Annotated in this window: 16 protein-coding genes, 1 tRNA gene and 1 pseudogene; 14 read left to right on the forward strand and 4 right to left on the reverse strand. The window is 40.6% G+C overall.

Annotated elements, in window-relative coordinates; genetic code table 11:
- Positions 1-2 precede the first annotated feature (2 nt).
- The 8 genes from gshA to infC all read left to right on the forward strand — a co-directional run bounded on the left by gshA (position 3) and on the right by infC (position 7,401).
- Positions 3-1,163, forward strand: coding sequence for a glutamate--cysteine ligase (gene gshA, locus ASL19_RS01575; protein ID WP_057177014.1), 1,161 nt, complete (start codon positions 3-5; stop codon positions 1,161-1,163).
- A 91-nt stretch (positions 1,164-1,254) separates the two neighbouring features.
- The gene (locus ASL19_RS01580; protein ID WP_057177015.1) at positions 1,255-1,716 is read left to right on the forward strand and encodes a tRNA (cytidine(34)-2'-O)-methyltransferase; all 462 of its coding nucleotides are present in this window, start codon (positions 1,255-1,257) and stop codon (positions 1,714-1,716) included.
- 642 nt (positions 1,717-2,358) lie between these two features.
- On the forward strand, positions 2,359-4,278 hold the full coding sequence (locus tag ASL19_RS01585; RefSeq protein ID WP_072149058.1) for a peptidoglycan DD-metalloendopeptidase family protein: 1,920 nt from the start codon (positions 2,359-2,361) through the stop codon (positions 4,276-4,278).
- A gap of 193 nt (positions 4,279-4,471) precedes the next feature.
- A tRNA-Met gene (locus ASL19_RS01590) sits at positions 4,472-4,545 on the forward strand.
- 43 nt (positions 4,546-4,588) lie between these two features.
- Complete coding sequence (locus ASL19_RS01595; protein WP_057177016.1) at positions 4,589-5,056, forward strand: Tab2 family RNA-binding protein; 468 nt, start codon at positions 4,589-4,591, stop codon at positions 5,054-5,056.
- A 118-nt stretch (positions 5,057-5,174) separates the two neighbouring features.
- On the forward strand, positions 5,175-6,134 hold the full coding sequence (locus ASL19_RS01600; protein WP_057177017.1) for an orange carotenoid-binding protein: 960 nt from the start codon (positions 5,175-5,177) through the stop codon (positions 6,132-6,134).
- Positions 6,135-6,289: 155 nt separating this feature from the next.
- Positions 6,290-6,625 (forward strand): hypothetical protein, encoded by a 336-nt coding sequence (locus ASL19_RS01605; protein ID WP_006278520.1) that lies wholly within the window; start codon positions 6,290-6,292, stop codon positions 6,623-6,625.
- 242 nt (positions 6,626-6,867) lie between these two features.
- Positions 6,868-7,401, forward strand: coding sequence for a translation initiation factor IF-3 (infC, locus tag ASL19_RS01610; RefSeq protein WP_006278519.1), 534 nt, complete (start codon positions 6,868-6,870; stop codon positions 7,399-7,401).
- Between the two features lie 33 nt (positions 7,402-7,434).
- Here infC and nifJ read toward each other — a convergent pair whose 3' ends face one another.
- Complete coding sequence (gene nifJ, locus ASL19_RS01615) at positions 7,435-10,992, reverse strand: pyruvate:ferredoxin (flavodoxin) oxidoreductase (RefSeq protein ID WP_057177031.1); 3,558 nt, start codon at positions 10,990-10,992, stop codon at positions 7,435-7,437.
- Positions 10,993-11,183: 191 nt separating this feature from the next.
- Here nifJ and ASL19_RS01620 point away from each other — a divergent pair, with 191 nt between their 5' ends.
- From ASL19_RS01620 to ASL19_RS01640, 5 genes are all read left to right on the forward strand, one after another.
- Entirely contained in the window at positions 11,184-11,924 is a 741-nt protein-coding gene (locus tag ASL19_RS01620; protein ID WP_057177018.1) for a cytochrome c biogenesis protein CcdA, read from the forward strand.
- 189 nt (positions 11,925-12,113) lie between these two features.
- A complete protein-coding gene (locus tag ASL19_RS01625) occupies positions 12,114-13,484 on the forward strand; it encodes a cytochrome c biogenesis protein (RefSeq protein WP_057177019.1) in 1,371 nt (456 codons plus the stop codon).
- Positions 13,485-13,554: 70 nt separating this feature from the next.
- Entirely contained in the window at positions 13,555-14,262 is a 708-nt protein-coding gene (locus ASL19_RS01630) for a hypothetical protein (protein ID WP_057177020.1), read from the forward strand.
- A 74-nt stretch (positions 14,263-14,336) separates the two neighbouring features.
- On the forward strand, positions 14,337-15,953 hold the full coding sequence (murJ, locus tag ASL19_RS01635; RefSeq protein ID WP_057177021.1) for a murein biosynthesis integral membrane protein MurJ: 1,617 nt from the start codon (positions 14,337-14,339) through the stop codon (positions 15,951-15,953).
- Positions 15,950-17,530: a metallophosphoesterase gene (locus ASL19_RS01640; RefSeq protein ID WP_057177022.1), complete on the forward strand. Its 1,581-nt coding sequence runs from the start codon at positions 15,950-15,952 to the stop codon at positions 17,528-17,530. Before murJ ends, ASL19_RS01640 begins: the two co-directional genes overlap by 4 nt.
- Before the next feature lie 54 nt (positions 17,531-17,584).
- Here the strand turns inward: ASL19_RS01640 and ASL19_RS01645 are convergent, their stop codons facing one another.
- Positions 17,585-19,171 carry a bifunctional ADP-dependent NAD(P)H-hydrate dehydratase/NAD(P)H-hydrate epimerase gene (locus ASL19_RS01645; protein ID WP_057177023.1) on the reverse strand — a complete coding sequence of 529 codons (1,587 nt, stop codon included), beginning with the start codon at positions 19,169-19,171 and terminating at the stop codon, positions 17,585-17,587.
- Positions 19,172-19,181: 10 nt separating this feature from the next.
- Positions 19,182-19,913, reverse strand: a complete 732-nt coding sequence (locus ASL19_RS01650) for a hypothetical protein (RefSeq protein ID WP_147290752.1) — start codon at positions 19,911-19,913, stop codon at positions 19,182-19,184.
- 284 nt (positions 19,914-20,197) lie between these two features.
- Between ASL19_RS01650 and mnmA the strand changes: the two genes are divergently transcribed.
- Entirely contained in the window at positions 20,198-21,247 is a 1,050-nt protein-coding gene (gene mnmA, locus ASL19_RS01655) for a tRNA 2-thiouridine(34) synthase MnmA (protein WP_057177032.1), read from the forward strand.
- On the opposite strand, the pseudogene ASL19_RS18395 reads toward mnmA, so the two are convergent.
- A pseudogene (locus ASL19_RS18395) lies at positions 21,237-22,824 on the reverse strand (hypothetical protein); the annotation flags it as partial. The gene mnmA and the pseudogene ASL19_RS18395 sit on opposite strands and share 11 nt — an antisense overlap.

Consider the following 22,824-nt stretch of genomic DNA (forward strand, 5'->3'; position numbering starts at 1 on the left):
ACGTGGTCTTAACAAAAGGCTTTGAAATTGAAATATATACCGGTACTTCTGAGGGTGATATTGTCGGTCTCTCCGATCGTATTGTTTCAGAACTACAAGGTTTTATGCGAGAACCAGATAGTCGTAATGTGGAATATATCACTCCCCCATCCACTAGCTATGAATATCAGTTGTGCAACCTCCTGCTTCCTCGACAACGCTTAAGAAAGTATTTAGATAATTTGTCTAACTTGGATAAATTAAATAAATATACGCTAATTCCGGGAAGTACCTTATCCCTGGGAGGTGGCGACCGATTTTATCGCTCTGATATTACTAACCCATATCATGATTACATTGAGCAAACCTATGGCACAAAGGTAGTAACTGCTAGTGTGCATATTAATGTTGGTATACCAGATCCGGAAGTTTTGATGCGAGCTTGTCGAGTTATTCGTTTAGAGGCTCCTCTATTTTTAGCACTGAGTGCTTCATCACCCTTTTTAAATGGTCAAGCTACTGGCTATCATTCCACACGATGGGGACTATTCCCTCAAACCCCCAATTATGTACCTCTGTTTACTAGTCATACACATCATATCAACTGGGTAGAGTCTCAGTTAGAAGCAGGTACTATGAGGAATGTGCGCCATTTATGGACATCCGTTAGACCTAATGGCGATCGCCGTCCCTATAATTTGAACCGATTAGAATTGCGAATTTGTGACTTAGTGACAGATCCCATTTCTTTGTTAGCAATTACTGCTTTACTAGAGGCAAGACTGTTACAAATAATAGAGAATGATAACATAGATCCACTCAAACAGAGCGAATTTTCATTGGATGATTTAATTACCCTAACAAATAAAAACGAAATGGCAGCAGCCAAATTCAGTTTAGACGCTAAGTTACAGCACTGGCAAGATGGTAGTATTATTATAGCCAGAGAATGGATTAGTCAGTTGTATGAACAAGTGTGGAAAATAGCCAAACAAAAAGGATTTAGTTGTTTTCTCTCCCCCTTAAAGAAAATACTACGGGAAGGTAATGAAGCCCAGCAGTGGCTACAATTACACAAAGTAGGAATAGACATTCAGCAAGTTATCAAACAAGCGGTAGTTAGTACTCACGAACGGGAAAAAGAACTAGAAAGCAAGTTATTGTGTTCCTCCCCAATTGCTTAAAAGTTGCCAGATATAAGAAAAACCTATAGGTTATCCGAACTATTCGGATCCAAACCTGTTTCTGACCAGTTAAAAACCTGTCTTTGATTTTATGCCTCAGGTAGTTTTAATTAACCCACAAATTCCCCCCAATACAGGCAATATTGCCCGTACCTGTGCTGCTACGGCCACCGAACTGCATTTAGTTGGCCCTTTAGGATTTGAAATCACTGACCGCTACCTCAAAAGAGCAGGGTTAGATTATTGGCCCCATGTAAAACTTAACTACCATGAATCATATCACACATTCCTCAAAGTCCATCAGCAAAGAGGGGGTAGACTGCTAGGGTTCAGCGTCAGGGGCAATATTAACTATATTCAGTACGAATTTCGCCCTGATGACTGGTTATTGTTTGGCAGTGAAACAACGGGTATACCGGAAAATATTCTCGATATTTGTGACTCTACCCTCTACATTCCTATGGATCAACCTGGTGTTCGTAGCTTAAACCTATCAGTGAGCGTAGCTGTAGCTTTATTTGAGTCACGACGACAGTTGGGATATTTAAAATAATAGTAAAATGAAGGCATGACCAAAAGACGACTTTCCACTACACAGTAATATTCAGGGTGAAGGTAGTAATATGTAGCAGTAACAACATATAAGAAATTTATATAGCAAACTTAGTTTCCCTGCACTTGTTGATTTCTAGATTTTAGCCTGTTGAGAGGGTTTTTTCTCGAGAGTAAAATTGTGGAAAGTAAGTACCATCAAGTCTTTTAGGAAATTGTGATCTAAGACACGGTTTATCAGGTGGGGAAACTAGTAAAAACTTGTACGGTTGTTTTTTAGGGAACAAGGACATAAAGTTTGATATTGGTAGAACGGATGGGAACAAAAAACCGGGTATTAAGGATGTAAAGGGGATGGTTTCTTGGTAGTCCCAGTAACTACATAAACCGCCTGATTGCAACAATCTTGAATTTTGTGAGGTGTATTAACAGAGCAGACCAAGAAAAAATTAAGATTTACTAACAACTATGAACTTGTCTAAATCAGAGAAACAGGTTAATCTTGGGTCAATATCTCTGGTAAGTGTGACTTGAATGTGATCTTGACTTATGGTTTGATGTAGTTCCAATCGTGAATTAACATCGGACATTTAAAAGAAAGATCAAAATCAGTTAAGCGAAGTTTGATCATAGGAGGTCATCTTTGAATCGAGCATTAAACAAGAGGGTAAACGCTGTGGTTAAAAATAATTCTGACAGTTTCCAATTTGCCTTGAATGAAACAAATCAAAAGGGTAATTGCCGGGCAATACCACGAGCAGCCATGATTGGTTTAGCAATTTCTATGGGTGCCACCAGCCTTTTTGTCACCCAAAAAAGCGACCAAGCGCAAGCAGCAGCCCCAGTTGGCAGTGAAAAAGCAGCCTTCGTAGGTTCAGCTACGACTGAAACCGATGTGGAAAAAATCACGGCAGAAAAGTTGGATGTCCAAACTCCCACTTTAGCAAGCGTGCCAGAAAGTATTGAAGCGCCTACCGAGGTTGACAATACTGCTGATGACCAGCTAAGGGAACAACAAGAGTTTGCACTCAACCAGCTAAAAGAAAAATCGGAACGTTTAAAAACCAATTTGAATTCCTTGCCTCAAAAGGCACAAGAATCAAGTAGTATCAACAATAACAACTTCTCAGAACAAAAATCCTTGACAGCACTGACAACTCCCCAAGTTGTGGCTCCAAAGGAAATTTCTAACTACCAGGTGAAGCCAGGTGATACCTTGGAGGAAATTGCTGGTAGCTATGGAACTTCTGTGACTGAGCTAATTCAGGCTAATGGTCTGAGTGATCCTCATGATTTGCGGGTCAATCAGAAACTGATCATTCCTCAAGTTAAGTCTGGGACGGGTATACAAGAGCTACCTACTCCAACCAGTCCGGTTGTTATTCCACCCAAAAGAATTGCCCAAGTTGCTATTTCTCCTTTAGTTCCCCCTGACCGGGAAGTTAATCTGCCTAATGCGGCTGAGTTACCTTTGCCAACATCAGCGAGCAATGAGGGAGTTGCCATTGCAGTACCTCAGATCCCATCACCAAGCAGTGGATCTGCCATAAGCGTACCTGTGGCTGGCAAAAATCTCCCCCAAGTGCCCGAAGCTGGATCAATTACCCCCAATACACGGGGAATAGGTGGCTCTACAGATGGGTTTACCACTAGTGTGGCAATAACCCCAAAAACCGTTCCAACTCAGTTAGAAAAGGTTACGCCAAACAACGATCGCATTCGTAGCTTACAAGCAGAAATTGAAAGACTACGCCAAAAGTATCGCGATCAAAGATCTGCCATTACCCTGGCTAACTCTGGCAAGGTTGAGAATACTCCATCCCCATTGGGAGGAGGAAATATTGATCCCGTCAAAGTTTCACCAGGTGTTCAAATCAAAGCAGTAACAATTACCGTACCCAGGCTCGGGGAAAATGGTAATGTTTCCGTTAATTCTCAATTGGGTGTAGATGCGATCGCTCCCAATGATGAGCCTGTCAACCCTCAGTTTGTTCCTGGAAATACCAGAAGGAATCCTTCGGGTATTAGATTAAATGTGCCTCCCAGGAGGATGAACGCCCGGGATTCTCTGGGTAAATTGCGGGGTACAACCGTATCTCCAGCTTTACCTCCTTTGGCTGCAGTGGATATATATTTACCCAGAAATACAGAGGAAGAAAATAATAGTCCTGCTCTTACGGGTCACATTTGGCCTGCTAAAGGCGTTCTAACTTCCGGTTATGGTTGGCGCTGGGGTAGAATGCACAGAGGTATTGATATTGCCAATGGTGTAGGAACTCCAATTTACGCCTCTGCTCCAGGTCGTGTAGAAAGAGCGGGTTGGAATAATGGAGGTTATGGACTGTTGGTGGAAATACGCCATGAGGATGGCAGTATGACCCGTTATGGCCATAACAGCCGCATTTTAGTGCGGGTAGGTCAGGAAGTGCAACAGGGGGAAACCATTGCCGCCATGGGTAGCACTGGTTTTAGCACTGGTCCTCACACCCATTTTGAGATCCATCCCACAGGAAAAGGTGCGGTTAATCCCATCGCCTTTTTACCTTCTCAGGCACGTCTGTAATTATTTGGTTGATGTTTAACCACTTTGCTTATTGGTTATCCAAGATAAGCTTATGGTTAAAATCTGCCAACACCCAGCACGTCCTGATTATCCTGACCAAGACCTGCGGGATAATCAGGACCAAAAAATTTCTGTTGGGGAGTTGTCATGGAGGAAATGGTGTGCTAGAATAGTTTAGACAAATAAAAAGTTAGGCTCAGTAGCTCAGTAGGTTAGAGCACGGGACTCATAAGCCTGGGGTCGTTGGTTCGAATCCGACCTGAGCCATTTAATATAGTTCGATAGTTCATAAGTTGTAGGGAGTCTCGGTATGAATCAGCTACCACCAATGCCATTACCAGAGAGCCTTTGGGGGGAGCAGTGGTGTTTTGCAAGTGTTAGTGCTGGTGATATCCTCGAAGAGTTTGGTAGTCGTTCAATTCCATTTAAGAAAATACCAGACTCCTTTGTACCAGCTAAGCTTGGCTTGGCTGTGACTGTTTCCATACCTGGAGTGATAATTTATGGTGGTAAACAGTCTTTACGTTTAGCAAGATGGTTAAATGAAAATAATCCAGTTAGTTTAAACTATATTCCTGGTGCCCCTGATGGATTGATTTTACAGTCTAGTTCAACGAATCCCTGGATAGTAGCCACTTTTACAGACATTGATGTCACAGCAGCTGGTAAAGTTTATCAACAACGTAAAAAAGTAAGTGGGGGAGTGCATTTTTTATTAGTGCAACCTGACCACTCAGGAATAACTTTCACTGGTTTTTGGTTATTAAAAGACATCTAGGTGGCGTTGCCATATTGGCAGAAAAAAGTTAAGTTTTATTTGTCTAAAAGGATAATTGGGTTCAGTTTTGTGGGATCCTTAATCTTGTGTGATGTAATTCAAGATATGGGTTTACACTATGGCAATTACAATTGACTCAGCTCGTGGGATTTTTCCACAAACTCTGTCTGCTGATGCAGTACCAGCTACAATCGCCCGATTTAAGCAGCTCAGTGCAGAAGATCAGCTAGCATGGATTTGGTTTGCCTATCTTGAAATGGGCAAGACCGTTACAATTGCCGCACCAGGAGCTGCTAGCATGCAGTTCGCAGAACCTACGTTGAATCAAATTCGTCAAATGTCTTTTCCTGAACAAACACAGGCTATGTGTGACTTGGCGAATAATGCCGATACCCCAATTTGCCGCACCTACGCAGCATGGTCTCCTAATATCAAGCTAGGATTTTGGAATCAACTGGGTGAGTGGATGGAACAGGGTATTGTTGCTCCGATCCCAGCGGGATACCAACTTTCTGCTAATGCAGCAGCAGTGTTACAAGCACTGAGGGAAATGGACCAGGGACAGCAAATTACAACCTTACGCAGTACTGTAGTGGATATGGGATTTGACCCAAACAAGTTGGGTGATTATACCAGAGTATCTGAACCTGTTGTTGTTCCTACGGAAATGTCAAAGCGGACTCAAGTTACCATTGAAGGGCTAACTAACTCAACAGTGCTAAGCTACGTAAATAATTTGAATGCTAATGACTTCAGTGCCTTAATCGATCTGTTTGCTCCTGACGGTGCCCTCCAACCCCCTTTTCAAAAACCTATAGTTGGCAGAGATGCCATTCTGAGATTTTTCAATGAGGAATGTCAAAATCTGACACTGGTTCCAGAAAGAGGAGTTTCTGAACCTGTAGAAGATGGTTACACCCAAATAAAGGTGACCGGTAAAGTACAAACTCCCTGGTTTGGCTCGTCCGTGGGAATGAATATCGCTTGGCGATTCTTGCTTAATCCTCAGGGTAAGATCTTCTTTGTTGCAATTGACTTATTAGCTTCTCCTAAGGAACTGCTCAACTTGATGCGATAGGGCAGTTTTTTAGCTTGTGTAAGTGGGGGTTAGTATTCCTGCTTACACAATCTTTGTACGCTCACTTGCAACAGACGAGTTATATGGTCTTTAGCACTTTCTCCTGGGAAGTGATTTTTAATTTTGACAACTAATTTTGAGAACTAACAGTTAATATGGGGATGGTTCAAGTGAATGACATTGAGTGGTCTACAACAGAGAAGGAGTTAGCTCGAAAAGCCTTTGATCTAGCTTATGAGCGAGAGATTAATGCCTTAATAGAAACAGTTCGTGAACAAGCCGGCACGATTACAAAACTAGATGAGATATGGCAATTACACGATTTCCTCAGTGCAAGAAGGCATCAGATTGATGGCAAATACGACTATAGATACTCTGTGTTGATATTTGTTTTTGCCCAATTGGTCAGGGAAGGTTGGCTACATATTAAAGATCTAGAGGGACTAGAAGTGAATAAGATAGCTAAAGTATCAGCTCTTACACGTATGTGATAGTTAGGGCACACCAAGGGGAAAAATCCAAGGATTTTTAGTACAAATGTTTTAAAATGAGAATTGTTGTTGGTTTCGCAACTAGTCGTTTGACGACAGGTTTTGTGCTAAACTAGAATGTGAAAACGGTCAGGAAACAAGTTAAACTTTTTCCTTCGTGGTTCAAAAATTTCCATAGTAAACGCAACCAAGTAAGCCAAGACCAATCCAAATCTCTAACAAAGGATCTCTTAAAAATCATAATGCCTGTGATTGAGAAAAAAAGAACTCGCGATCTCCCCCAAATTAACGAACGTATTCGTTTCCCAAAAATTCGAGTCATTGACAGTGAAGGTGCCCAATTGGGTATCATGGCACCATTAGAAGCTCTGCGACTAGCAGAAGAAAAAGAGCTAGACCTGGTCTTGCTCAGTGATAAAGCAGACCCACCGGTTTGTCGAATCATGGACTACGGGAAATATAAGTTTGAGCAAGAAAAAAAGGCGCGGGAAGCCCGGAAAAAGCAGCACACGGCTGATGTTAAGGAAGTAAAAATGCGCTACAAAATAGAGGAGCACGACTATAATGTGCGTGTGAAGCAGGCGGAACGCTTTCTTAAAGATGGGGACAAGGTTAAAGCCACTGTAATGTTCCGGGGTCGAGAAATTCAGCACAGTGATTTAGCGGAGACCTTACTAAATCGTATGGCTACAGACCTAGAACCCTTTGGTGAGGTTCAACAAGCTCCTAAAAAAGAAGGGAGAAATATGATGATGCTCATTTCTCCTAAAAAATAAGATATGGGGCGGGGGGTTTCCCCCCCTTATCATTTATTTATTAGCCAAATATTGGTATACACCCCATCTGGTATTAACTTCCTGTTGAGCTTGTATCAACAATTGTTGGGCAATTTCCGGTTTACTCTTCATTAAGATCTTAAACCGATTCTCCTGATACATGGATTTCTCTACCAGTTCGCTGGGAGCTTTCATATCTAATTGTAGGGGGTTTTTTCCCTCCTTTTGTAATGTGGGATTATAGCGATATAACAACCATCTACCAGACTCAACTAAGGCTTTTTGCTGTTGTAAACCATTGGTCATATCTATCCCGTGAGCAATACAATGACTATAGGCAATTATTAGGGATGGACCATCAAAAGCTTCTGCTTCTAAAAAGGCTTTTAATGTTTGCTCATCCCTAGCACCTAAAGCAACACTAGCAACATAAACATTATTATATGTCATGGCCATTAAACCCAAATCTTTCTTTCCTGCTGGTTTACCACTAGCAGCAAATTTTGCCACCGCAGCAGTGGGAGTAGCTTTGGAAGATTGACCCCCCGTGTTGGAATAAACTTCCGTATCCATGACTAAAATATTCACATTTTTACCACTGGCTAAAATATGGTCAATGCCATGAAAATCAATATCATAAGCCCATCCATCGCCTCCTACTATCCACACACTCTTTTTGACCAAAAAATCAGCTAAAGATTGCAAATTCTGGATTTTTACTCCCAGGTTTTCTTCCTGGGTTTGTGCTAGAATTTCACTCAATCTCTGTTTGAGATGGGACACATTTTCCCTTTGCTCCCAAATATCTACCTCTGTTTTTTGACTGTTTCGCACTATGTCATTAACCAGGCGATCGCCTATGTGACCACGTAAATTTTGCAATAGTTCCACTGCAAATTCTGTCTGTTTATCTATAGATAGGCGATAGCCAAAACCAAACTCCGCATTATCTTCAAATAAACTATTAGACCATGCAGGACCTCGACCTTCTTGGTTTTTAGTCCATGGAGTAGTTGGGAGATTACCGCCATAAATAGAAGAGCAACCGGTAGCATTAGCAATGAGGGCGCGGTCTCCAAATAATTGGGTGAGTAATTTCAAATATGGAGTTTCTCCGCATCCTGCACAAGCTCCGGAGAATTCAAATAATGGTTCTTGCAATTGTTGTTGACGAATTTGATTTAATTTCAACTTTCTGCGGTCAGGATTGGGTAAATTCAAAAAGAATTCCCAATTTTCTTTTTCCAGCGCTCTCAAAGGTATTTGAGGGTGCATATTCAAAGCCTTTTTTGTGGGTTCTGCTTTATTTTTAGCAGGACAAATATTCACACATAAACTACAACCTGTACAGTCTTCAGGTGCAATTTGAATAGTAAATTTTTGCCCAGCAAAACTTTTATCTTTAGCATCCGTGGACTTGAAAGTTGCTGGTGCATTTAGCAATTGGTGTGGTGCATAAGTTTTGGCACGAATGGTAGCATGGGGACAAACCATGACACACTTCCCGCACTGGACACAAACATTTTCATCCCAAACGGGAATTTCCTCCGCGATATTACGTTTTTCCCACTTTGCGGTACCGGTGGGGAAAGTTCCGTCAGCAGGTAAAGCACTCACAGGTAGATCATTCCCTTCCCACACCATGATTTTGTTCAGAACCCCCTGGATAAATTCAGGTTTACCCATGGATGATTGGTAATTCACCGGGTTATCATCAACAATTCCTACTGTAGGAACTAACACCTGATGAAGATTTGCTAGGGTGTTATCAACCGCTTGCAAATTCATCTTCACCACATCATTACCTTTTTTGGCGTAGGTTTTTTCAATGGAATGTTTAATTTTGGCAATAGCTTCCACTTCTGGTAATATCCCCGCCAATTGAAAGAAGCACACCTGCATAATAGTATTAATCCTTCTTCCCATACCACTGTTTTTAGCCACTAGATTGGCATTAATAGCATAAACTTTCAGGTGTTTGTCAAGAATTTGCCGTTGCACTTTCCTAGGTAAATATTGCCAAACCTCCTCTGGTTGATAGGGACTATTGAGTAAAAACACTCCACCAGGAGCAGCATTTTTTAGGATATCAATATTCTCCAGAAACCCCCAATGATGACAACCAATAAAATTGGCTTGATTAATGAGATAGGTAGAGCGAATTTTGTCCATGCCAAAACGTAAATGAGAAACGGTCATAGAACCAGATTTTTTAGAGTCATACACAAAATAAGCCTGAGCATTATTTTCTGTCCCCTCGGCAATAATTTTGATAGAGTTTTTATTAGCACCAACTGTGCCATCGGAACCCAAACCATAAAACATGGCCCGCACCACAGTATCTGGTTCAGTAGAAAAACTAGGATCAAAACTGAGGGAAGTGAAAGTCACATCATCCTTAATCCCGATGGTAAAATGATTTTTGGGTTTGGGCTGAGTCAGGTTTTCAAAAACTGCCTTGACCATTGCTGGAGTAAATTCTTTAGAAGATAAGCCATATCTTCCGCCAACAATTTTAGGGAATGAGGATTTTTTCCACCCTTCATGAATAGCAGTAACTACCTGTAAATATAAAGGCTCTCCTACAGTTCCTGGTTCTTTGGTTCTATCCAAAACAGCAATGGATTTTACACTATTGGGTAGAGCTTCAATAAATCTTCCCACATCAAAAGGTTGAAAAAGTCGGACTTTGACAACACCTAATTTTTCTCCTTGTTGATTGAGATAATCAACAGTTTCATGAACCGTTTCGCAACCAGAACCCATGAGAACAATTACTTGTTGGGCTTGAGGATGACCGTGATATTCATATAGTTTGTAATGTCTCCCCGTCTTTTGGGCAAACCTATTCATAATCCTCTCCACAATTTCTGGACAGGTTTGATAATAGGGATTAGCACCTTCACGGGACTGAAAATAAACATCTGGATTTTGTGCTGTACCTCTTAACACTGGTTGGTCGGGAGTTAAACACCTTTGACGATGGGATAATACTAAATCTATAGGTAGGAATTCTCGTAAAACTTCATCAGATAACAACTCAATTTTTTGCACCTCATGGGAAGTTCTAAACCCATCAAAGAAATGTAAAAAGGGAACTCTAGCTTGTAAAGTTGCCACCTGAGCAATCAGAGCAAAATCATGGCTTTCTTGTACAGAAGTTGAACACAGTAAGGCAAAACCAGTAGTTCTAGCTGCCATGACATCACTATGATCTCCAAAAATGGATAGAGCATGGGTAGCCAAAGAACGAGCAGAAACATGAAGAACAAAACTAGTTAATTCCCCTGCAATTTTAAACAAATTGGGAATCATTAATAATAAACCCTGGGAAGCAGTAAAAGTTGTACTTAAAGACCCTGTTTGTAAGGCACCATGTACAGCAGCAGCTGCACCACCTTCACTTTGCATTTGAGTCACCTGGGGAACTGTCCCCCATAAATTGGGTTTATTTTCTGCCATCCAGCCATCAGTCCATTCACCCATATTTGATGATGGAGTAATTGGATAAATAGCAATCACCTCATTTAACTTATATGCCACCCGTGCTACTGCTTCATTACCATCAATTGCAGCAAATGATTTAGTCATGATTTTTCTTCCTGTCTGTATTTTTTGGTAATTTACCCAGAGAAGCCCAAAAAATATCAGAAGCGTGACCACATTATAAACCAAACCTCCCCCAATAATCAATTCTCTCTTATCTTCCTCTTCTCCCCCTTTTGGCAAGAATTAAGCTAAGATATAGGGAAAGACTTCATAACTTGATAAAAAGATAAACCATGCTGGAGAACCTGCAAACCCAAATTTATCATCTGGAACAATTCGCTAACATCCTAGTTACCCAACAACTAAGTCATCTAACAATCATTAGTATTGCCATCATCTTTCTTGCTGGCTTGTTAACGAGTTTGACTCCTTGTATGTTATCTATGCTGCCAATTACCATTGGTTATATTGGAGGATATGAAGCTAAAAGCCGATTACAAGCCGCTGCACAATCTACCTGGTTTGCATTAGGACTAGCAACCACATTAGCGGGTTTAGGGATCCTAGCTGGTTTAGTAGGAAAGATTTATGGTCAGGTAGGAATGGGACTACCAATCATTGTGAGTATTTTGGCGATTATTATGGGTTTAAACCTATTAGAAGCTCTACCCTTACAATTTCCATCCTGGGGTGAAACCAATTGGATATCAAATGACATGCCATCTGGGGTTCGCTCCTATTGTATTGGATTAACCTTCGGGTTAGTTGCTTCACCCTGTAGCACCCCTGTACTAGCCAGTTTATTAGGTTGGGTTGCCAACAGTCAAGATTTCTTATTAGGGGCATTTTTGCTACTAGCATATACAGCTGGATATGTAACACCATTAATTTTAGCAGGTACCTTTACTGCGACCATTAAAAAACTGCTGGAATTCCGTCGGTGGTCGGGTTGGATAAACCCGGTTAGTGGTGTATTATTAGTAGGTTTTGGAGTTTTTTCCTTGCTTTCTCGATTACCTATTGGTATTTATTAGTAAGTAGGGAGGCACAATTATTTGTAGGATGCCCATGGGGGTGTTGGGTTTCGTTCCTCAACCCAACCTACGTTCATCTTGTGTTTAATTCCACTCACCCACTTATCCTATTTATCTTTACATAGTTTGGTTTTTTAACGCCAACTTACTTATCACTCTTGATTAATGTAAACCTCAAACCTTTCAGCAATGACACTCGATTCTTCATCTCCAGAATTTAACTTAGTTTCCCTTCCGATTCGTTTTATAAGAAAGGAAATTTTACCCGTACTTACCGATTTGAAATTAGCAATTGTTTTATTATTAGTCATTGCTGTTTTTAGTGTTAGTGGTACCGTAATCGAACAGGGACAAACTCCTGCTTTTTATCAGGCCAATTATCCTGAACATCCAGCTTTATTTGGTTTTCTCAGTTGGAAGGTGATTCAGGTGGTAGGGTTAGATCATGTTTATCGCACTTGGTGGTTTTTGTCCTTACTGGTCCTATTTGGTGTGAGTTTAACAGCGTGTACCTTCACACGACAACTACCAGCTTTAAAAACCGCTCAAAAGTGGCAATATTATGACGAGCCAAGAAAGTTTAATAAACTAGCTCTTAGTGCTGAATTAAATAATGTTAACTTAAATTCCATCACTGCCCTATTAAAGAAAAGCCAATATCAAATTTTCCAGCAAGAGGAAAGCAATCATCTACTTTATGCTCGTAAGGGGATAATTGGTAAGATGGGTCCTATTGTTGTACATATTGGAATTGTGATGATATTGCTAGGAGGAATATGGGGCGCAATGACGGGCTTTATGGCCCAGGAAATGATTACCTCCGGTGACACCTTCCAGGTGAAAAATATCATTGATGCGGGAGCTTGGTCTTCTCAGGATGTGTTAAAAAACTGGTCTGTTAAAGTTAACAGATTTTGGATTGATTATACTCCCAAAGGGGGAATTGACCAATTTTACTCCGATCTATCAGTTTTAAATTACCAAGGTGAAGAAGTTAACCATGAAAATATTTATGTTAATAAACCATTACGCTATCATGGTGTAGTCTTCTATCAAACAGATTGGGGAATTGCTGCGGTTAAAGTCAAAATTAATAACAGTCCTATTTTTCAATTACCCATGGCATTACTAAATACTAATGGCCAAGGTAGATTATGGGGAACCTGGATACCAACCAAACCAGATTTAAGTGCGGGAGTTTCCCTGTTAGCAAAAGATCTACAAGGTATGGTCTTAATCTATGATAACGAAGGAAAATTAGTAAATACCGTGCGCGCAGGAATGTCCATACCTGTTAACGGGGTGAATTTAAAAATTCTTGATGTTGTCGGTAGCACGGGTTTACAAATTAAATATGATCCAGGAATTCCTATTGTGTATACAGGTTTTGCCCTATTAATGCTAGGAGTGGTCATGAGTTATTTTTCTCATTCTCAAATTTGGGCCTTACAACATGGTGATGTCTTATACGTGGGTGGAAAAACTAACCGGGCCCAAGTTACCTTTGAGAGAGAAGTATTAGGAATCTTAGACCAGGTTGCTCAAACAGCAAAGAAATAATTTTTTTAGGAGTGAGGATCCTAATTGAGTGGTACATTTAATAAATGCAATACTACTCAATTTTGTATGTATGGGTACACATTCTATAGATCAAGCAAGTATTCAACCATTAGTTACCATCATTCATCAAGAACTATTACCCCAGTTAGTGGTGGAAAGTGTGCACCCCCATAATCCAGCAGTGGTTCACCATCTACCACCTCCCTGGGAGCTAATAGGTACGGGTAACTATGCAGCAGTGGTTTGTCATCCTGATTTTCCCGATGTGGTGGTCAAGATTTACGCTCCTGGTCGTCCTGGATTTGATGAGGAATTAGAAGTTTACAATCGCATAGGCTCTCATCCAGCCTATTCGCAATGCTTTTATGCCTACAATGGTCTATTAGTTCTAAAAAGATTATTTGGTGTAACCCTCTATGATTGTCTGAATCGTGGATTACGCATTCCTGTTAGGGTAATTAAAGATATTGATCGAGCGTTGGATTATGCACGTAGTCGAGGTCTATTTCCCCACGATGTTCATGGTAAAAATGTCATGATGTTTGAGGGGAGAGGTTTAGTGGTAGACATTTCTGATTTTCTCCATGAGGATAAATGTTCCAAATGGGAGGATTTAAAAAAGGCTTATTATTTGATATACTTACCAATTTTTTATCCTTTTAAGTTACGAGTACCCTATTCCTTACTCAACCAGGTTCGTCAGTCCTATCGTTTTATTAGTTCCTTTTCCGGTAAGATTTTGCAATTTTTGAAAAAACTGATTGGTCAAAAATTTTAATCCTATAGCTTTCTATATCTTTAGCTATATTTTTGATATTATCTTGGTCTAGTGTGAATCTTTAGGTATTATTCGTGACTGAACAACCACAGAAGCAGAAATCATCCCGTTCCTTTGCTGGTATTGCTGGTATAGTTGCTGCTGCAACTTTAATTAGTAAAATATTCGGGTTAATTAGACAACAAGCTATAGCAGCTGCTTTTGGTGTTGGTGCTGCTGCTACTGCTTATAGTTACGCTTATATTATTCCTGGATTTTTATTGATTTTACTTGGTGGAGTAAACGGTCCTCTACATAGTGCCCTTGTCAGCGTCTTAGCCAAACGTAAACGAGAAGAAGCGCCTCCTATTGTAGAAACAGTAACAACCCTAGTTAGCGGATTATTATTAGTAGTAACAGTCGCTCAAATTTTTTTAGCGGAACCCTTAATTGATCTGGTTGGTTATGGATTAGATGTAAAAACCAGAGAAATTGCTGTTCGTCAGCTACAAATCATGTCACCAATGGCCTTATTTTCTGGTTTAATTGGTCTTGGTTTTGGCACCCTCAATGCAGCAAACCAATATTGGCTATTATCAATTAGTCCCCTGTTATCCAGTATTACAGTAGTTATTGGTATTGGTATTTTAGCGTTAGAATATGGCAAACAAATAATTCAGCCAGAATTTGCATTTATGGGAGGGATGGTATTAGCTTGGGGAACCTTAATCGGAGCAATTTTACAATGGTCCGTACAATTAATTTTTCAGTGGAGGTTAGGTTTAGGAAAATTAAAACTGAGGTTTGATTTTAAATCTCCTGCAGTTCAAGAAGTAATTAAAATAATGATTCCTGCTACTATTTCTTCTGGTATGATGCCAATTAATGTAGCAACTGATTTATTTTTTGCAAGTCCCATCAAAGGTGCAGCAGCAGCTTTCAATTACGCTAATTTACTAGTTCAAACACCACTAGGAATTATTTCTAATATTATTTTACTTCCCCTATTACCAATGTTCGCCAAATTAGCTGAACCGCAATCTTGGCCAGATCTAAAATTACGCATTCGTCAGGGGATTATATTAACTGCTGTGACCATGCTACCTTTAGGTGGTTTAATGATAGGTTTATCTACACCCATTGTTCAGGTAGTCTATCAACGGGGTGCATTTAATCAAGAAGCTACCGAGTTAGTTGCTTCCCTATTAATAGCCTATGGCATAGGAATGTTTGTCTACTTGGGGAGAGATGTTTTAGTGAGGGTATTTTACGCTTTAGGTGACGGACAAACTCCATTCAAAATCAGTACGTTTAATATTTTTCTGAATGCAGTTTTGGATTTTGTCCTCGTGAAACCTTTTGGCGCTCCTGGTTTGGTTTTAGCCACAGTGGGTGTTAATTGTAGTTCTATGTTAATGTTATTGTGGTTGTTAAACCGTAAACTCAATGGTTTACCCCTGAGAGAATGGACTTGGCCAATTTTGGGTTTAACTTTTGGCAGTGTGGTTGCTGGTGTTAGTAGCTATCAAACCTTTGTTACTTGTCAACTGCTAATACCCAGCCAAAATTTAGTAGTTTTGATTCTTGAATTGTCCGTTACTGCTATTGTGGGAATTGCTATATTTGCCATGATTGTGGGGACAATGAAAATACCAGAAGTCAATAGTTTTGTCACCAAAATGAAACAGAAATTTTTGAGGATATCCAGATGAAATTAATTTCTGAACCCTCGGTTCCCACCAAAATTCAGAGAATGAAACAAAGAGTTAGATGGCGACATCCAGCTATTTTGGAGCATAATATTGACCAAACCGTGATGAAATTCGATGATCAAGGTAGGGAAAAAAATCAAGAATTTTCCTTTATGGTTATGGGTGACAGTGGGACGAAATCAAATTATGGCTCCCATCCGCAACGTCAAGTAACTGAAATGATGTTAAATCATCTTGATGATTGTCGTTTTATTCTACATACCGGAGATGTGGTTTATGTTGTAGGTTCTCGTGAATATTATCCAGCCAATTTCATTCAACCTTACCGGGAATTTTTACTTGGTGGAGAGAATCCAGAAAACATAGCTTATAATCACATGACCTTTAAGTTGCCCATATTACCAGTTCTCGGCAATCATGATTATTATGATGTACCTTTATTATATCGTTTGATTACAGGTTCAACCCTACCTCTACGACAAATGTTACGTTATAAAGATATTGAAATTGGTTGGCATGGTTCCAACCAAGGAGATACTTACGCTAGAGCTTTTATTGATTATCTAGCTGCTATTGGTTCCTCTGATTTGGTAGCTCACCTAAATAAATATTATACTGGGAAAGTTAATACAGGTAGATGCTTAAATTACCAACCAGGTGAATTTACGAGGTTACCCAATAGATACTATAGTTTTAATTATGGGGGAATAGATTTTTTTGCCTTGGATTCTAACACTTTTAATACTCCAGAACCTTTACCAAAAAGTCGAGCCCAGGATATTCGTCAAAAATTGTGGGAAAGTCGTCGCTCTTTGGAGCGGGAGGAGTTAGAAATTTTAGCGGTATATGAGAAGTTAGACTCAAAAAATCCGCGAGAATCAGATCTTCTAGCAGATTTAGCGGGTAAATTGGATCAATTAAATGAAGTCAAACTTGATATTGAGAAACAATTAGAAAGTCACACTAATGCGGATACAGATTTTGAGCAACTGGAATGGTTAAGGGATAGATTAATTGCATCCTGGCAAGATTTAAATGTTAGGGGAAGGGTGTTATTTTTTCATCATCCTCCCTACGTTACAGAAGCAACCAAATGGCAACAGGGACAAACTTTAGCAGTTCGTCATCGATTACGGGAGGTATTGGAACAGGTAAGGGTAGCTTTAGGAAATATGGGGAGAGAAATAACTGGGGGAAGACCCTTGGTAGATCTGGTGTTTAATGGTCACGCCCACTGTTTGGAGTTTTTAAAAACTACAGACACTGGATATGGAGATTCTGGTATTAACTATATTGTCTGTGGTGGTAGTGGTCGTCGTCCTCGTCGTCAGCGAGAGGAAGGAACTGAGTTGTTAGAGGATTTTAGCGAGCATGATAGTGCCCACACGCGAAAAGTTGCCGATTCTTTGTTGTATGTGGGACGTACCGGTTATGATTTAGAGACGAGAAAACCCTATTCTTGTGTGCGTGTGGATGTTAAAGCTGGTATTCCTCCTCAATTTGTAATTACACCACTGGTAACGGAATTAATTGAGGGAAAATGGTGTAACAAGCAATTGGATGCCATAATTGTATAGTTTTATCCGAGACCCATGGGGGTGTTGGGTTTCATACTTCAACCCAACCTACGTTCATCTTATATTTAATTCCACCCACTTACTTATCTCATCAGTTTGGATTTGAGCCAAAACTCTGTTTAAATACTGGGTCAAGGTAAAAGCATCAACTCCTAACTCCGTTCTCTCCTTTGCTGCCAAAATACCAGCTTGAGAGTGCCACCAAGCTGCTGTTGCTACCACATCCTCCATATTAACTTGTCTGTTAACCACCTGTCCTAAAATCCCCCCCATTAGTCCAGTTAATACATCACCACTCCCACCCCGAGCTAAAGCTGGTGTACTTTCAGAGTTTATCCAAGTAACTCCCTGATGTTTAGCGATCGCAGTTCTTGCTCCTTTTAATAGAACTATGGCTCTAGTTTGTGATGCTGCTGTTTGCACTCCTTTGACTCTATTTGTGATATCAATCTCAGGAAATAGGCGATGAAACTCTCCTCCATGGGGAGTGAGAATAGTAGGTTGATGGCGGTTTTTTAAAGTGGTAATTGTGCCCAATTGTGCTAGAATATTGAGAGCATCTGCATCCAGAATTATGGGAACTTCACTTTTTATTACTTGCTCCACAATAGGAGTTGCTTCTGTAGTTAATCCAGGTCCACACGCAATAACAGTAAAGGAATTTAAAGTGGTTTCTCCAGGCAATTGTAAATGGGAAATTGCTCCATTATTTGTTTCTGGACAACCAATAATGAGAGCTTCTGGTAAGTGGGAAACTAATAGAGGTTTAAGACTTTCTGGCACGGCAATAGATAACATGCCAATCCCAGATGCTCTAGCACCTAAACCAGTTAAAATTGCTCCCCCTGCATAGCGTTTAGAGCCACAAATTAGTAACAGATGTCCAGATTTATATTTATGCACGATGGGAGAAAGAGGTAGGGGTAAAGTATTAATTACTAGACTTTGGGTAATGCGTTTGATGGTGGGAACTTCCCCCAAAACTGCCTGAATATCAGCCAGAGGAATATCAAAATCAATTAACTCTGTTTTTCCCGTATATTGTATTGCCTGTTCTTGTAATAAACCCTGTTTCCACAAACCCAAACAAAAAGTGTGGGAAGCACAAATAGCAGTTCCTAAAACCGCTCCCGTATCGGTGTGTATTCCTGAAGGTAAATCAATACTAAAAATTGGTTTGTTCCAGAGATTAAGATGATTAATAGCCTCAGCAATGTTGCCAGTGATTTCTCTTTCTAAACCAAAGCCAAATAACCCATCAATTAAAAAATCACAATCTGGCAATTCAGCTAGTTGAGAAAAACAAGGAATTCCTAAACTTTGAGCATAGTGAAAATGTTGGTTAGTTAACTCCTTGAGTTGACCAAAAGGTTGATAAATCCAAACATTATAACCACGAAAATGTAATTCCCTTCCCACCACCAAAGCATCACCACCATTATGACCAGGCCCAGCTAAAATACCAACCCTAGAACCTTTTAATTTCATAAATAAAAGGCGATCGCAAATGAGCCTACCTACTTTTTCCATCAAAGCTGGAATGGGCATTCCTGCGGCGAAAACTCTTGATTCTACATCCCGCATCTGAGCAGCAGTGACAACAAATATTTCCTTTAGATGCTTCAAATCCTGGTTATTCATTAGTCAAATTTTATCTCCCATAATATACCCTAGCATTACCATAACCCAGTCTTTTCAAGTAGTTACTCCATTGCTCCGCTTGATAGCGATCTTTAAATTTACCCAGAGCTACGTGAAATCCTCTAGGTTCGCTTCTCATCAGAACATGAACTCTCCCTTTTACTTTGTGTCGAATTTGTTGCCAGATGGTTCGTAAATTCTCAGCACTTGTGGGAACAACCACATAATAAGACTCAACATAGTAGTGAGCTTGTTTTGTCAGGTCAATGTTAGCAGAGTTGTCAGAAGAGGTTGCAGCACCACCATCATAACCCAAGTTGGATGTAGTGGTAGAGACAGAAGATGATATTTGTCCTGGAGGGGAGACAACCATAACACGAATACCACTTACACCATTTAACTCTAAGTCCCTTACCCGTTCAGCAGCATAATAGGATTCACTAAAAACACCTGATTGAATAACACTACGTCCACCAAAAGGGCGAATATAAGCATTACTATCAACTCGACGGACTTGTTGTAAAACATATTGACTATCAGTTTCAACATAGACCACATACCTGTCCGAGTTTCTGCTAGCATAGCCACGGGGATCTAGTTGGGAGAGAATAACCACCTCACCCTGACCCATAAACTGTGTATCAAGCGTTTTGGCTAAAGCTTGTTGGCACATTATCACTAAATTACTAGATGCCAACAAGAAGAGCATAGATAAAGAGGTAGTACTATTTAAATTCGCCATATTTGTCATGTAGAGTAGGAGAATTTTAATCAATCAAACCGAATCTAAAAATCCAAAGGTAAAGTAGCCCTAACTTCAACATACTTTACCAAAAGATGAAGTTTTGCTTTAAATTTCTATCATTTATCATTTTAATCAGGATAGTCTTGGATTGATTGAACACCACAACCTACCAAACACACCATAAACTTTCAGTCAACAACCGTCAACCACTAACGCAAAACCTGTGCTACCCTAGAAAAGTGTCTATATGTTGTAAATCTCAACTATGAAAAAGATTAATGATGAAAAAAGTTGTTGTTGGTCTTTCTGGTGGCGTTGACAGTTCCGTAGCAGCGGCCATTCTACACAATCAGGGCTATGATGTCATTGGTTTGACCCTTTGGTTAATGAAAGGGAAGGGTCAGTGCTGCTCCGAGGGTATGGTGGATGCAGCTACTATTTGCCAACAACTAAGTATTCCCCATGAAATTGTTGATATGCGGGATGTGTTCCAAACTAACATTGTGGATTATCTGGTTTCCGGTTACAGCGCGGGAATCACCCCCTTACCCTGTTCCCAATGTAACAGAACTGTGAAATTTGGTCCCATGTTAGAATATGCAAGAGAAAAACTGGGATCTGATGTTATTGCTACTGGTCATTATGCCCGAATTGCTTACGACCATGGGACTGAACGTTATCAGTTACTACGTGCCTTTGACCGCAACAAAGATCAATCCTACTTTTTATATGATTTATCCCAAGAACTACTAGCAGGTACTATCTTTCCCCTGGGAGAGTTAAATAAAAATGATACTCGTAAAATTGCCGCCGAATATGGCTTAAAAACCGCCGATAAACCCGAGAGCCAGGACTTATGCTTAGTAGAGAGCAATGGTTCCATGCGGGCATTTCTAGACAAATATTTAGCTCCTAAACCTGGTGATATTGTGGACAGTAACGGCAAAATTTTAGGCAAGCATGATGGTGTTCACCATTACACTATAGGACAGCGCAAAGGCTTAGGAATTGCCGCAGCTGAACCACTATATGTCATAAAGTTAGACACAGTTAATAATCTTGTCGTAGTAGGCGATCGCACGAAAGGTACAGAGAAAGAGTGTACGGTTGAGCGAGTAAACTGGGTATCCATGGCAGAACCCAGAGGTACTATTCGTGGGGAAGTGCAAATACGTTACCGTTCTCAACCTGTACTGGCAACAATTATCCCTGGGGAAACCGACTGTGTACAACTGGTATTTGATGAACCCCAATTCAGCATCACACCTGGACAAGCAGCAGTTTGGTATGAGGGAGATAAGGTATTAGGTGGGGGGATCATCAAAAATTAGTATCAATTAACCAAGTGTTGCCATCTTTCAACGCTCTATCTAAATACCGTACAGGCCATAAGCGGGCTATTTTATCCAAAGAACCAGTAGCAAGAGTTTGGCCATCTGGGCTAAAACTCACACTTGTAACTGTATCATCATAACCCTTAAACTCTTGAATTAGCTGACCCTTTAAGTCCCATAACCGGACTGTCTTATCAACAGAAGCGGTAGCGAGAGTTTGTCCATCAGGACTGAAACTCACATTTGTTATCCCACTATCATGACCCTTGAATTCCCGAATCAGATAACCGTTTAAGTTCCATAAACGAGCTATTTTGTCAACCGAACCGGTAACAAGAGTTTGGCCATCGGGACTAAAACTGACACTTGTAACCCCACCCTCATGACCTGGAAATTTTCCAAGGAGGTCACCCTGCAAGTTCCATAACCTAGCTATTTTGTCAGCACTACCAGTAGCTAGGGTTTGACCATTAGGACTGAAACTGACACTTGTAACCCAGTCCTCATGACCTGGAAATTCTCTAAGGAGGTCACCCTGCAAGCTCCATAACCTGGCTATTTTGTCCCGGGAACCAGTAGCTAGGGTTTGGCCATTGGGACTGAAACTCAGACTTGTAACCCAGTCCTCATGACCCTGAAATTCTCCAAGGATATCACCCTGCAAATTCCACAACCGAGCTGTTTTATCAGCAGAACCAGTCCCTATGGTTTGTCCATCTGGGCTGAAATTAACACTTGTGACTCGACTTTGATGACCTTTAAATTCTTGAATCAGACGACCTTCCCAGTTCCACAACCGAGCTGTGTTGTCTCGGGAACCAGTTGCAATATTTTGACCATCTGGGCTAAAACTCACACTGGTAACCCAATCTTCATGACCTCTAATCTCCTGAATTTTGTGTCTATTTAACCCCCACAACCGAGCTGTTTTGTCCACAGAGGTGGTAGCGATGGTTTTACCATCGGGACTGAAACTCACACTGGTGACCCAGTTCTCGTGACCATGAAATTGTTGAATGGTTTCTCCCTGCAAGTTCCATAATCTAGCTGTTTTGTCCACAGAGGTGGTAGCGATGGTTTTACCATCGGGACTGAAACTCACACTGGTGACCCAGTTCTCGTGACCATGAAATTGTTGAATGGTTTCTCCCTGCAAGTTCCATAATCTAACTGTTTTGTCCACAGAGGTGGTAGCTAGGATTTGACCATCGGGACTAAAACTCACACTTGTAACCCAGTCCTCATGACCATGAAATTGCTGGATGTTTTCCCCCTGCAAATTCCATAACCGAGCTGTTCCATCCTCAGAACCAGTTCCTATACTTTGTCCGTCTGGACTAAAACAGATACTTGTGACTCCACCTTCATGACCACGGAACTGTTGGATGTTTTTCCCCTGCAAATTCCATAACCGAGCTGTTCCATCCTCAGAACCAGTCCCTATACTTTGTCCATCTGGACTAAAACAGACACTTGTGATTCCACCTTCATGACCACGGAACTGCTGGATGTTTTTCCCCTGCAAATTCCATAACCGAGCTGTTCCATCCTCAGAACCAGTCCCTATACTTTGT

Origin of the sequence: Cylindrospermopsis sp. CR12, from assembly GCF_001432185.1 — a bacterium.
Taxonomy (GTDB): domain Bacteria; phylum Cyanobacteriota; class Cyanobacteriia; order Cyanobacteriales; family Nostocaceae; genus Raphidiopsis; species Raphidiopsis raciborskii.